Genomic DNA, 12,795 nt, shown 5'->3' on the forward strand with positions numbered 1-12,795 from the left:
CTCCTTTCGATTGTAAAAAAATAATCTTTATTGTTCACCCACCGCCTACGCCGTGTAGGGACAATCCTAGGATTGTCCCTACAGCGATTTGGAAACATCGTCCAATTGATTTTTAATCCATGTCAGTTCCTTGAAATAACTTAAAACGATCTTTTTATTTTTTAGGTCTTGTTCCGTTTTTTTAAGCCTTTCTACAGTTCCCAAATCATTCCAATAACCCTGATACATGTAAGCCCCTATTTCCCCGCCAGCCTCTAAATAAGGGATATATCCATCGCGTACAATACAGGTTTTACCCCGTCTTTTGTAATTTTTAATAAAGGAAGGAGAAAGAACATGCACCCCGGTAAAAAAAGTATTGGCCACACCTGATTCACAAACCATGGGTTGCCCCAAAATGGACAACACACGTCCTTCTTTTTCCACCTGCAACACTCCCAACTCAAAGGCTTTGTCACTTTCAACCACGGCCAGACTCACTCCGTTTCGTTTAGAGCGATGCCATTTAAAAAAAGCTTTCAAATTAATATCCACAATAATATCCGAGTTCATCACCACAAAACTGCCGTCATCCAAAAAACTTTCCGCCCTTTTGATGCCACCCCCCGTCCCTAAAATTTTTGGTTCTACGGAATAACGAAACTTGAAACCAAAAGAAGAGCCATCCCCAAGAATTTTTTTTATCTTGTCCCCCATATAATGGAGGTTAATCACCACATCCTGCACCCCATGTTTTTTTAACAGGGCCAAATTGTAAAAAATAAGGGGGATCCCATTCACCGGGATGAGTGGTTTGGGAATCTTGTCAGTTATAGGTTTAAGCCGCGTGCCAAGACCCGCGGCAAGAAGCATCACTTTCATAAGCCGGTCACCCTTCGACAAAGCTCAGGGTGTCCTTTATGTATGTAAGGGCAATTCATGAATTGCCCTTACCTGAACATGGTGTCCGCCAGAGGACGGATCAGCCTCCGGCTGAAGCCCCGTCCCGCGCACGGGACCCCGCTACGCGGTGGTCGAACCATGAATTATCTGAACTCAGAAACATATTTCCCAATCATCTCCAAAAGCCCATGGTATTTAGGTTGAGCCTTCAAGGCTGTCTTCACATAGGCAATGGAGTTGGGCACATGAATCAAAAAGGAGGAATTTTTCTTCATCGTATGAATGTATTGAAACCTTCCCGTATCCTTTAATTTTCGTTGAATGGTCAAAAGATCAAAATGGGTCAGAATTTTTTCCGGCATGGCCTCATAGGGATGCCCTTTAAATAAAAGTCCTGCAAAATCTTTCACCAATCCTTCAACCTGGGGCCGTGTCAGACAAATATAGGAATCCCGAAGTAAGGCCACCAAATCGTATAACACCGGGCCCAAGAGGGCATCCTGAAAATCAATGATCCACAAATTTGCCTTGTATAAAATAAGATTGCGGCTTTGGAAATCGCGATGGGTAAGCCCTTGGGGCATGACCCCAATTTCATCACAAATCTGGTTGGCAAATTCTTCAAAAATCTTTTTATCTTCGGATTCAACTTTTATCTGAAAACGATCTTCAATCCCGTATTCCAGAAAATGATTCATTTCCCACAACAAAAGATCCTTGTCGAAACGGCGATAAAAGGCCACACAACTCCCGTCACGATTTTGGGATGTTTTTTGCTGAAATTGAACCAGTAAGCCCAGCGCTTTTCTGTAAGATGAAATCAAAACATCATCACTGGCCCCCGAAACCACCTTTTCAAGAGCCAGATCCCCTAAATCCTGCAAAACCAGGAGACTCTTATCCGCATTGGCTGCATAAATTTCAGGAACAGGCAATCCAACACCTTTGAGATATTTTTGAACATTGATAAAGGGCAGTTCATCCATTTTTTTTGTGGTTTTGGTGACTTCTTCTGAAACAGAGGCAAAGCCCGAGGGCATTTTCATCAAAATAGCTGTCCGGCCATCCTTGAAATGAAAACGAAAATACTCACGGTAACTGGCTTCTCCCGCCAATTTGACCAGATTAAAACTTTCTTTTTGAAATGGAGTGGCTTGCAATAACGATGGAAGTTGACCTTGCCATGAATTCATAAGTGGGAAACGGTAGCATTGAATAAGAGAAGCGTCAAATAAACCAATTTAAATTTAAAACCGTAAAAATAAATTTGTTATTATTAAAAAATAGGCCTAAAATAATTTGTTTTTCCGGGTTTATCCCCTACGCTCGTTGGCTTCGGGGACGAGTCTTGCCGGGTCAAGATTCTCCGCCTAAGGCGGAGAATCTTGGGTCCAGGGCTTGCCCTGGGGTGCATACCATTGATCTATGACGATTGACATTCTCCCAAAATTCATCAGAGACGCTTATGAAATACATGAATGGAAACATGCTTGTGTTATTCTTAAAAATGATTTCCACAAAGAATGGGATAATATAATTGAGGTCTTGACAGAGTTTAGACTCAAGAAAAGCTGGATCACAGAAGGGGGTGGAAGAAAATCACAAGTTGCAGAAGCAATTGATCATGCTTTTTATAATAAAGGATGGCATGAAAAACTTTTCACAACCAAAGTAGTTGTCGATGGACATTCGATGGATTCTCCTACTCATAAAATTGACTGTTATAAAAACCGTGTAGCTTTAGAAATTGAATGGAATAATAAAGACCCTTTTTTTGACAGGGATCTTAATAATTTTAGACTGTTATTTGATCTGAGAGCAATTAGCGTGGGCATCATTATAACAAGATGCGACAACCTCCAAGATATCTTCAATGGACTAGACCGCGGAAAATCCTATGGCGCTTCAACAACACATATGAGCAAACTTTTACCAAGAATCGAAGGTGGTGGAGGATCTGGATGCCCACTACTTGTTTTTGGAATTACTCAAAAATTATATGAAACAAATAATTAATACATCAAAAAATAATTTTATAACTGATTTTCAAGATTCAATTAAAGGAAGTTTTCATACCATACTTGCTGATCCTCCATGGCAATTTAAAAATAGAACTGGAAAAATGGCCCCCGAACACAAAAGGCTCAATCGTTACCCAACACTTACATTATCTGAAATAAAATCTCTCCCTGTAGCTAAGGTTTGTAAAGAACCTGCCCATTTGTATCTTTGGGTACCAAATGCATTACTAGGTGAGGGCTTGGAAGTATTGCACGCTTGGGGATTTACTTATAAAACAAATATTGTTTGGTACAAAATAAGAAAAGATGGCGGCCCGGATGGAAGAGGTGTTGGTTTCTATTTTAGAAATGTAACCGAATTAATTTTATTCGGGGTAAAAGGTAAAAATGCAAGAACCTTAGAAGCAGGAAGAACTCAGGTAAATTTAATCAATACTCGTAAACGTGAACACTCTAGGAAACCTGATGAACTTTTCTCACTCATAGAGCAATGCAGCAAAGGCCCATATCTCGAGCTCTTTGCCAGAGGTGAAAGAGCCAATTGGAGTCAATGGGGAAACCAAATAAAAGATTACGAACCAACATGGCCAACATATTCAAATCATTCTAAAAACTCTATTCACTCATCACTTTCTTTGTTCCCATAAGGGTACCTCTGGTACCTCTAAAAACTCGAGTTCATGGTTCGAGAACCTCACCATGTCCGTAAGCTTCCCCTAAAAAAAGACATTTCATAAGTAGAACTTTCGGGCATAAAAAGCCCAGGAGAGGAGGTCCACTATAGCTTAGTTGGGACACCCTGAGGCTCTCGAAGGGTCACTCTGCAACAGTTTTTAGAGGTGCCCATAAGTAACTCAAATAAAATAAATCACTCAGAAAAATTTATTTTAATCAATGCATGATGTAGCTGATTTTTTGTTCCTGGGTAAGATTATAGAAATGCCTGATTTCATCTAAAAGAACTCTTAAATGTTGATGAGCATGAAACCTTTGATGAAGCTGATAACAGAATTTCCCCGCCAAGTGGCTGGCCGTCATGTAACGATTTTTTTGGGTGCCGGACAAATGATCCAAAAGGGTAAAATTTTCAAACAAAGCCTCAAAAATACGGGACGGGGAAAAACCTGATCCGGATTGGGCTGTTCTTAAATACAAAAACAGCATCACAAACTTGTCTATTTCAGCCTGAAGTTCAAGTTCGAGCTGGGTAATGGGAACCTTGCGATAAGATTTCCACAAATAATAAACAAAATGGGAAACTCCTTCGATGACAATGCAAAAATCAGAAAGACTTTTTTGGCTGATATTCTCAAAAAGATTATGGGCACTCAGATTACGAAACAATTTGGGGTCTAAAAAGAGAGCCACTTCCACCGTTTCATCCACAGGTTGCCGGACAAGTAAGAGTTCCTTGGGAATTTTGGTTTCCTCTTTCACATTCAAAATCGAAAGGGCTTCCTTTTTTTCAATAAGAAAATCCTCAGCCCGTTCCTTAAGGCCGATATCATAAATAGACTCAAGCTGGGATTGTACTTGTTCAAGAAGCATATAGGTTGTAGGGACAATCCTAGGATTGTCCCTACTGTTCAAACCCCGTTTTCACACACTCGTTGGGGATAACTCCCTGTTCATTTAAAATGGCTTTTATCCGCTCCGAGCCCGTATGAAGCCAACGTTCATAAAGTTTAAGAAGGTTCTGGTCCGACTTAAGCTCCGTCGAATCACGCACATCATTGATCACATCCACCAAAACGATGAATTTTCTTGAAAGTTCTTCAAAAAGATTTTTTAAAATTTTTTCCGAATAACCAGGGATAAGGGTTGAAACAGAGGAATAAGCAAAATGCCCCATATCAATATAATATTTTAGATTGATGGCTTTTCTAAAAAAGCTGTCAGCAAAAAAACCGGAAATATAAAGGGCACAATCTCCCATTTTTTTTAAAACAGGAATCTTTGCTTTATCGGCAAGCCCTTGCGCGTCAAAATAGCGCGTGGCCAGAGCCCGGTCTTCTATCTGACCGGTTTCGCCCACCTCATAAAAATGATCCGACTGGGCAAATTGAAACAGAAGATTCACCAGATAATATTCCACCTCAGGACTCACCGGAGCCTTAAGGTGGGTAATGGAATAATGGACTTTTTCCTTGAAAAATTCGGGAAGGCTTTCTGTGTGAAGAAGTATGTTTTCACCCATTTTGGAGTCCCTCAATGCTTAAAGTTTAGCATGGACAAAAAAGGGTGTTCAAACGGTATTTTCAAAAAAATCTTTAACGCAACACATCGCGTCAATTATAGGGGCTGGGCGATCGCCCCCTCCACTGGCAAAGCCAGATGGAGCCTCCCCCTCAACACCGCTGTGCGGCTGATTAATTTCCCTCATTTGGCGATTATGGGGGCGGCATATCATTAATTGGGCATGAATAAATGGCGTGATTTTTTATGCAAACAATAAGCTCCAAAAATACTTTTAAGCACGAGATTGACAAAAGCCCAGATAAGGCTTGAAGAAAAAAGAATCTGCTCTGCTGTAAGCCCGGCAGGGCCCACAAGAGAACCCTTGAAGAAATCAACCATGAGTGCCTGGCCAGTCCCCATCCCCGCAGGAGTGATGGGAAGTGTTCCTACAAACATCACCACGGGGATATAAGTGAAAATGTGATGAAACGAAACCGAACTTTGAAATGCATGAAGAATAAAAGGGACCGAAAACATGATTGTCAAAGTAAGAGGTAATCTTAATAGCATCACCATGAACAAATCGCGCACTTCCATTTCCCTAAAAGCAATGAATAACTTCTTGTTTAGTACCCATTGAAAAAGGCCCCATTTGCGGGTTAATTTTTTGACAAAAAGCGTGTTATGGCAGAACCAAAAAAGAAACCACATACAAACCAAGGCATAAAAAACGGCCCCAAAATTCAAAATAAAGGGTCTTAATGATACCCCACGATAAACAACATCTCCGTAAAAAATAGCGACAAAGCTGAAACTAAACACAAGGGTCAGATCAACCACACCGGTCAGAAAAATGGCCCCCAAGGTTTGAAAAGTGGGGGCCTGATGTGTCTTTCTTAAATAAAGCGCCATGCCCCCTTGGGCCAAATTGTAATTAAGAAGCATCAGCAGGTAAGTGGCCCCACGCATGTAAAGGGTTTCAACAAAACCGACATGGGTGACAAACCGCCTGAAAATCCATTCAAGGCTCACCACATCAAAAACAAGCATGAGAAGAAAATAAACCAGACTATAAAAAATAAACGGCCCCAAACGAACATAAGAAAAGGTCTCAAAAATCTCTGAAGGGGGTATTTTTTGGAATAAAAGATAGAACACCAAAACAACCACAATCCAGGGAACCCATTGCTGCAGTATTTTTTTCATGTTGAAGGTTGATAGATTATTCGATAATCACCTCATATTCAAATGGAAACAAAGGAACTCGACAAAATATACGAACCCCATACCGTTGAAGATCGCTGGATTGAGTTTTGGCTTCAAAACAATCTTTTTGCTCCCGATTTTTCAAAAAGCCCCAAGGGCACCTTTAGCATTGTCATTCCTCCGCCCAATGTGACCGGCTCTTTGCATATGGGGCATGCCCTTAATTCAACCCTTCAGGACATTCTTGTGCGCTACCACCGCATGAACGGCGAAAATGTGCTCTGGGTCGTTGGCACCGACCATGCCGGCATTGCCACACAAAACGTGGTGGAAAAACAATTGCATGCCGAAGGAAAAAACCGCCATGACCTGGGCCGTGAAAAATTCGTGGAGCGCGTTTGGAAATGGAAAACCGAATCCGGCGGCACCATTATCAGTCAACTCAAAAGACTGGGCGCTTCCTGCGACTATAAAAACGAGCGTTTTACGATGGATGAAGGGTTGTCAACGGCCGTTAAAAAAGTTTTTGTGCAGTTGTATAAAGAAGGGCTGATTTATCGGGGGGAACGCCTCATCAATTGGTGCCCCCGATGCCATACGGCCCTTTCGGATTTGGAAGTGGAACATTCAGAATCGCAGGGGAGTTTGTGGCATATTAAATATCCGATTGTACGGGCGCCCCTTGGCGCGCCCTCAATTACGGGCGCAACAAGCAGCGCCCCTACCCTCATCGTCGCGACAACACGGCCTGAAACCCTTTTGGGAGATACCGCCGTCGCTGTTAATTCCAACGATGAACGTTACAAAGATTGGATTGGTAAAAAGGTGAAACTTCCCTTAACCAACCGTGAGATTCCCGTCATTGCCGATGATTATGTCGACAAAGAATTCGGCAGTGGCGTTGTCAAAATCACACCGGCCCATGATTTCAACGATTTTCTGGTAGGCAACCGCCATGGGTTGGAACACATCAATATTTTAACTATTGACGGAAAGATCAATGACAAGGGCGGCGCTTATGCCGGGCTCACAACAGCCCAAGCGCGGCAGAAAGTGGTGGAAGATTTGGAAGCACAAGAATTATTGGAAAAAATCGAGCCTTACAAAAACAAGATCGGGCATTGCTATCGCTGTCGCACCGTGGTGGAACCATTTTTATCCTTCCAATGGTTTGTCAGCACAAAACCCTTGGCCGAAAAAGCCATTGCCGCAGTCAAAAACGGCGAATCCCGCTTTGTTCCCCAACATTGGGAAAAAACCTATTTCAACTGGATGGAAAATATTCAGGACTGGTGCATCTCGCGACAAATCTGGTGGGGACACCAAATTCCGGCATGGTATTGTGAGAAGGGTGGTAGGGGCGATCCTTGTGATCGCCCTGGGCAAATACAAGATTCGCCCCTACACAACTGCCCCCCCATCGTCTCCGAAACACCTCCCAAAAAATGTTCCACCTGCGGGTCCACACAATTAACCCAAGACCCCGACGTCCTTGACACCTGGTTTTCTTCCGCCCTCTGGCCCTTTTCTACCTTGGGCTGGCCATGGAATGGCGAACACCCTCCAGAGGCGGGCAGGCAGGGTTCGCCCCTACAACAATTTTATCCCACCAGTGTCTTGGTCACCGCCTTTGACATCATTTTCTTCTGGGTCGCCCGCATGATGATGATGGGTATCCATTTCATGGGGAAGGTTCCATTTAAAGACATTCATATCCATGCCCTGGTTCGCGACCCTACAGGCGCCAAGATGAGCAAGTCTAAAGGGAATGTGGTCGATCCGCTGGTGATGATGCACAAATATGGGACGGATGCGTTTCGCTTCACACTGGCCGCTTTCGCCGCCCAGGGCCGTGACATCAAATTAGATGAAGCCCGCATCGAAGGGTATCGCAATTTTTGCAATAAAATCTGGAATGCGTCACGGTTTGCGCTGATGAATGCGGCGCCATTTATTTCAGGTGAAAATGATTTCAAAACCGTGGAGCCAAAAGAAGATTTAAACCGATGGATCCTGGTGGAACTTTCAAGAACTATCAGGAAGGTCTCCGAAAAAATTAAAGCCTATGAATTTAACCAGGCAGCACAGGCCCTTTATCAATTTTTCTGGATGAAGTTTTGCGATTCGTATGTGGAACTCTCCAAGGAAATTTTTCGAGGTGAAAACATTGCGGCCAAAAAGGAAACCGCAGCCACCATCTATTTTGTTTTGGATACCTCGTTTAAGCTTTTGCATCCTTTCATGCCCTTCATCACTGAGGAGATCTGGCAGATTTTGGTGGATCGAAAAGGAAAGAGCATTGCCTTGGCATCATTCCCCGTTGCATGGGATCTCAAAAAAGAAGATAAAAAAGCTTGGGAGAAAATCGAATTACTGAATGCCACCCTGTCCTCCATCCGAAGCATCCGTCAGGAAACAGGCCTGCCACTTGCTCAGGAAATTTCGATCGAAATTAAAACCACCGAAACCAATTTGGCCAAGTACGAAGAAATTGTCGGTATGATCATGAAGTTGGGAAAATTGGGGAAAGTAGGGACCCGGACCGGCAACATGACAGAATCTGCCGCCTTGGTAGGTATTGAAAACGGCTATATCGCCATCCCCCTGGCTGCCAACGGTATTGACAGGGCCAAAGAAACAGAGCGTGTTCAAAAGAAATTAGGACGGGTTCTGGCGGATATTAAACAATTGGAATTAAGATTAAATGATCCTAAGTTCATGGAAAACGCCGAGGCCGATTTGATTACGGAAAAACGGCTGACATTAACACAGGCGAAAGAATTGGAAAAAGTTTTGAAAACGGAAATTGATCTTTTGAACAAATAACCGACGCTGGAGCGTCGGCTCTATGCGTTCCCACGCCGGAGCGTGGGAACGAGATTGAATGTTTTAGAGATGGAAATCGCCCTATTAAAATGACGTAGGGGCGAACCTTGTGTTCGCCCTTTAGAATCAAAAACATGAACCCATCCCTCTCCCAAATCGTCTCCCTTGCCCTCAAGGAAGATGTCATCACAAATGACATCACCAGCCTCGCCATTTTTGATGGCAAAAAAACGGGGCGGGGTGTTTTTTTGGCCAAACAGGATTTGATTCTTTCGGGAATAAACATGGTCAGGGAAGTCTTCCACCAAGTCTCTCCCTCTCTCCGCCTTGAAACATCGGCCAAGGACGGCGATTTCATCAAAAAAGGGAAAGTGTTCGGAAAAGTCCGCGGCAAAGTAACGGATATCCTGCGCGCCGAACGGGTGGCGCTTAATTTTTTGCAACAACTTTCCGGCGTGGCCACATTAACTTTTCGCTTTGTGGAAACCATCAAACCTTATCGCGCACGAATTTTGGACACGCGTAAAACCGTACCGGGGCTACGCATGCTCCAGAAACAAGCTGTTGCCCATGGCGGAGGACAAAATCATCGACTGAATCTTTCAGACATGTATCTTATCAAAGACAATCACATCGCCGCATGCGGAGGGATTGGAGCGGCCATTGACAAAGCCAAGGCCCATCGTACAAAATTTAACAGCCGCACAGCGGCGTTGAGGGGGAGGCTCCATCCGGCTTTGCCGGTGGAGGAAGGCTCCATGAGCCGCTGCCAGTGGCAGATAAAGGCGAGTGGAGAGCATACGCGAGCCCCTATGATCGAAGCCGAAGCAAAGAATATTAAGGAAGTCAGAGAAGCACTTAAGCATGGTGTGGACATTCTTTTATTGGACAATATGGGGCTGGCACAGATTCGGAAGGCGGTTTCGTTGGCAAGGGCGCAGCAAGCGGCGCCCCTACTGGAGATCTCTGGCGGTGTAAACCTGCACAATGTCCGTAAATACGCGGCCACGGGGGTTTCACGCATTTCTGTCGGAGCGTTGACACATTCTGCCCCCAGTGTTGACATCAGTTTTGAGGTAATGTAGGGGCGCTGCTTGCTGCGCCCTCCGATTAGGGCGTACCAAGGGGCGCCCTTACAATAATTTATGATCCAATCCATCACCGGCACCAAAGATAATTTTTCCCCTGAAATCAAACTGTGGCAACACATTGAAGAAACAGCTCGTGTTCATTTCGCCCTGTTTCAATTTGAAGAAATCCGTACCCCTCTTTTGGAAGTGACCGAGCTTTTTGCCCGTGGCATTGGCACCGAAACAGGTGTGGTAAAAAAAGAAATGTACACCTTTGATGATAAGGGGGGCGAATCTGTCACACTGCGACCTGAAGGCACGGCCTCTGTGGTCCGGGCCTATATCGAACATAATTTTGAAAGGGCCGACCCTGTTACCAAACTTTATTACATGGGCCCCATGTTTCGTTACGAGCGCCCCCAAAAAGGCCGTCTGCGACAGTTCCATCAGATTGGCGCCGAAATTTTCGGCACCAAAACACCCCAAACTGATGTAGAAATAATTGTCCTGGCCGATTCTTTTGTTCGTAAACTGGGGCTTACCGACTTTGAACTTCAGATTAACTCTTTGGGATGCACGCAGCAGGCGGGAAAATGCCGTTCCCAATATCAGGAAGAGCTTAAGAAATATTTATCCAAACATGGCACCGAATACTGCGAGGACTGCCAGCGCCGTATAACCACCAATCCCCTGCGTGTATTTGATTGCAAAAATCAATCTTGCCAAAAACTTTTCCACAAGGCCCCGGAAATTTTTTCCTATTTATGTGAAAACTGCGAGCCCCATTTTGAATCGGTGAAAAACGGCCTTTCCCTTCTTAAAGTTCCCTTTGTCATCAACGCTCGTATTGCGCGCGGCCTTGACTATTACGATCAAACGGCCTTCGAATTCATTTCAAACAATCTGGGCGCCCAAAATGCCTTTGGCGGCGGTGGACGTTACAATGGGTTGGTCAAGCATTTGGGCGGACAGGATATTCCGGCCGTGGGTTTTGCCCTGGGCGTAGAACGGTTGGTTCTATTGCTTGAAGGAAAAACACCGCCCCCCCCTTCCACAAAAGTTTATGTGATGTTCCTGGGGAGAGAAGCCTGGCCCAAAGCTATCGAGATCGCCCATTCCCTTCGCCAAAACGGCATTGCCTGTGAAATTGATTTCGAAGAAAAATCCTTCAAAGCTCAATTCCGCCGCGCCGACAAACTGGGCTGCACCCATGCCGTTATTCTGGGAGAAAACGAAGTCAAAGAGGGAAAAGTCCAAGTAAAAGACATGGCCAAAAAAACGCAGATGGAAATACCTTTCAACACCCTCGTAGATCATCTAAAAAATGGACCAGCAACCATTTGAAATAATTGCCGACAAGAGGGTATGTTTAGGACACCGACATTAACATTACCTCAGGCACGGGCCTCTTTTACGGGAGTATTGCATCAACGTATGCTCCACTTGGGTGGGCCTTCGGGACAACCCCCTTCTTCTTTTCATCCTGCTCGTTTAAAAAAAACAACCCCTCTCACGCCTGTACCGATTGATGGATTTACCCTTGGTGGTGAAGCAAAATTGGAAATCGCGCCTCCATTTCTTCAAATTCCAGGACCTCTACGTAAAAAAACTATCCATACAAGGGGAAATATACCCGTCCTTTCAGGTGGGATTAAAGGAAATGGTGGTGGATTTATTTTCTCCACTGAAGATGTGGATATGCTTTGCTCTGGTTTAGCTACCTTGCCCGAACGTGGCGGAGGGTACCTGGGCATCGGCTCCTTTCATCATCTTGATGTCGCTTTAACTGTCGATGCCGACGCCATTGTTCTGGCTGACATCGATCCTCAAGTAGCCTCATTCAACAAAGCTCTCCTCCAAGCCATTGAACAACTGGACGGTCCCGAACAGGGGTTTGATGCCCTTGTTGCGGTGGCCAATAAAAAATTGAGTTACAAAGGCCAACCCCTACATGAAAGAGAATGGCTACACATGTACACTCATGGTGGAGGTGAACTACCAGACACAATTGTGGATGCCAGAACCCCCTTATTATGGGCCAAAGATGAAAAAGTCTTCCAACGCCTCAAGTGGCTCATCACCCAAAAGAGGATCGCAGTGGCTCACCTGGATGCATTCGATCCAAACTCCATGAGGCCTGTGGCTCAATTTTTAGCTCAACACAGACTCGGTCTTAGATGGGCTCATTTATCCAACATCGAACATCCATCTCCCATGGCTATTGGTATGGATCATCGAAGGCATCTGTTAACATTACCCACCAGCTTGCGAGCCGCAGGAGCAGGAAAGGACACAATTATTATTACAAGTATGCCCAGATGGTTCAAACCAGACTTTGCCCAATACATCCCTGACAAAATACAATTTCTTCCCGAATTAGCGCCACCCATTCAGGTTGATCGTAGAGTCTTTGATTTTATTTTTGCACAACGGCGCCTCATCACATTGGATGAAGGACTATTTTTAGTAGCCCCCCAAGAAAAAGTGACAGCCATCTTAGTTAATCTTCCCGCCCGTTGGGTTAGTTCTCTTGTTACTCTAGGAGCCTGTCGGAATAATCATTTTCTTACTCATGATTTTTTCCAGACTCTGATTTTTTCGTGAACTCATTG

General features: G+C 44.4%; 12 protein-coding genes. 7 read left to right on the forward strand and 5 right to left on the reverse strand.

Features of this window, described 5'->3' with window-relative positions:
- Positions 1 to 78: 78 nt before the first annotated feature.
- Both A2048_06625 and A2048_06630 read right to left on the reverse strand, forming a co-directional pair.
- Positions 79 to 861 (reverse strand): hypothetical protein, encoded by a 783-nt coding sequence (locus A2048_06625; protein ID OGP10997.1) that lies wholly within the window; start codon positions 859 to 861, stop codon positions 79 to 81.
- 164 nt (positions 862 to 1,025) lie between these two features.
- Complete coding sequence (locus tag A2048_06630) at positions 1,026 to 2,075, reverse strand: hypothetical protein (protein ID OGP10998.1); 1,050 nt, start codon at positions 2,073 to 2,075, stop codon at positions 1,026 to 1,028.
- Between the two features lie 232 nt (positions 2,076 to 2,307).
- Here A2048_06630 and A2048_06635 point away from each other — a divergent pair, with 232 nt between their 5' ends.
- Together A2048_06635 and A2048_06640 are read left to right on the forward strand one after the other, a co-directional pair.
- Positions 2,308 to 2,898 (forward strand): restriction endonuclease, encoded by a 591-nt coding sequence (locus A2048_06635; GenBank protein ID OGP10999.1) that lies wholly within the window; start codon positions 2,308 to 2,310, stop codon positions 2,896 to 2,898.
- Positions 2,882 to 3,550, forward strand: a complete 669-nt coding sequence (locus tag A2048_06640; protein ID OGP11000.1) for an S-adenosylmethionine-binding protein — start codon at positions 2,882 to 2,884, stop codon at positions 3,548 to 3,550. The genes A2048_06635 and A2048_06640 overlap by 17 nt, the downstream gene beginning before the upstream one ends.
- A gap of 244 nt (positions 3,551 to 3,794) precedes the next feature.
- Here A2048_06640 and A2048_06645 read toward each other — a convergent pair whose 3' ends face one another.
- A complete protein-coding gene (locus A2048_06645; GenBank protein OGP11001.1) occupies positions 3,795 to 4,451 on the reverse strand; it encodes a hypothetical protein in 657 nt (218 codons plus the stop codon).
- A gap of 31 nt (positions 4,452 to 4,482) precedes the next feature.
- Positions 4,483 to 5,100: a hypothetical protein gene (locus A2048_06650; GenBank protein OGP11002.1), complete on the reverse strand. Its 618-nt coding sequence runs from the start codon at positions 5,098 to 5,100 to the stop codon at positions 4,483 to 4,485.
- 30 nt (positions 5,101 to 5,130) lie between these two features.
- Between A2048_06650 and A2048_06655 the strand changes: the two genes are divergently transcribed.
- On the forward strand, positions 5,131 to 5,316 hold the full coding sequence (locus A2048_06655; protein OGP11003.1) for a hypothetical protein: 186 nt from the start codon (positions 5,131 to 5,133) through the stop codon (positions 5,314 to 5,316).
- Here A2048_06655 and A2048_06660 read toward each other — a convergent pair.
- A complete protein-coding gene (locus A2048_06660; protein ID OGP11004.1) occupies positions 5,313 to 6,287 on the reverse strand; it encodes a hypothetical protein in 975 nt (324 codons plus the stop codon). The two genes, A2048_06655 and A2048_06660, sit on opposite strands and share 4 nt — an antisense overlap.
- A gap of 42 nt (positions 6,288 to 6,329) precedes the next feature.
- Here A2048_06660 and A2048_06665 point away from each other — a divergent pair, with 42 nt between their 5' ends.
- The 4 genes from A2048_06665 to A2048_06680 all read left to right on the forward strand — a co-directional run bounded on the left by A2048_06665 (position 6,330) and on the right by A2048_06680 (position 12,787).
- Positions 6,330 to 9,113 carry a valine--tRNA ligase gene (locus A2048_06665; GenBank protein OGP11005.1) on the forward strand — a complete coding sequence of 928 codons (2,784 nt, stop codon included), beginning with the start codon at positions 6,330 to 6,332 and terminating at the stop codon, positions 9,111 to 9,113.
- Positions 9,114 to 9,247: 134 nt separating this feature from the next.
- On the forward strand, positions 9,248 to 10,198 hold the full coding sequence (locus A2048_06670) for a nicotinate-nucleotide diphosphorylase (carboxylating) (protein OGP11006.1): 951 nt from the start codon (positions 9,248 to 9,250) through the stop codon (positions 10,196 to 10,198).
- 60 nt (positions 10,199 to 10,258) lie between these two features.
- Positions 10,259 to 11,527 (forward strand): histidine--tRNA ligase, encoded by a 1,269-nt coding sequence (locus A2048_06675; GenBank protein ID OGP11007.1) that lies wholly within the window; start codon positions 10,259 to 10,261, stop codon positions 11,525 to 11,527.
- Between the two features lie 90 nt (positions 11,528 to 11,617).
- Positions 11,618 to 12,787: a hypothetical protein gene (locus A2048_06680; GenBank protein ID OGP11008.1), complete on the forward strand. Its 1,170-nt coding sequence runs from the start codon at positions 11,618 to 11,620 to the stop codon at positions 12,785 to 12,787.
- Positions 12,788 to 12,795 lie beyond the last annotated feature (8 nt).

It is taken from the genome of Deltaproteobacteria bacterium GWA2_45_12 (genome assembly GCA_001797365.1).
In the GTDB taxonomy this organism is placed as follows: Bacteria; UBA10199; UBA10199; order UBA10199; family UBA10199; genus UBA10199.

Coding starts and splice junctions, on each gene's coding strand:
- A2048_06625 (OGP10997.1), bottom strand. CDS start 861: ATGAAAGTGATGCTTCTTGCCGCGGGTCTTGGCACGCGGCTTAAACCT.
- A2048_06630 (OGP10998.1), bottom strand. CDS start 2,075: ATGAATTCATGGCAAGGTCAACTTCCATCGTTATTGCAAGCCACTCCA.
- A2048_06635 (OGP10999.1), top strand. CDS start 2,308: ATGACGATTGACATTCTCCCAAAATTCATCAGAGACGCTTATGAAATA.
- A2048_06640 (OGP11000.1), top strand. CDS start 2,882: ATGAAACAAATAATTAATACATCAAAAAATAATTTTATAACTGATTTT.
- A2048_06645 (OGP11001.1), bottom strand. CDS start 4,451: ATGCTTCTTGAACAAGTACAATCCCAGCTTGAGTCTATTTATGATATC.
- A2048_06650 (OGP11002.1), bottom strand. CDS start 5,100: ATGGGTGAAAACATACTTCTTCACACAGAAAGCCTTCCCGAATTTTTC.
- A2048_06655 (OGP11003.1), top strand. CDS start 5,131: ATGGACAAAAAAGGGTGTTCAAACGGTATTTTCAAAAAAATCTTTAAC.
- A2048_06660 (OGP11004.1), bottom strand. CDS start 6,287: ATGAAAAAAATACTGCAGCAATGGGTTCCCTGGATTGTGGTTGTTTTG.
- A2048_06665 (OGP11005.1), top strand. CDS start 6,330: ATGGAAACAAAGGAACTCGACAAAATATACGAACCCCATACCGTTGAA.
- A2048_06670 (OGP11006.1), top strand. CDS start 9,248: ATGAACCCATCCCTCTCCCAAATCGTCTCCCTTGCCCTCAAGGAAGAT.
- A2048_06675 (OGP11007.1), top strand. CDS start 10,259: ATGATCCAATCCATCACCGGCACCAAAGATAATTTTTCCCCTGAAATC.
- A2048_06680 (OGP11008.1), top strand. CDS start 11,618: ATGCTCCACTTGGGTGGGCCTTCGGGACAACCCCCTTCTTCTTTTCAT.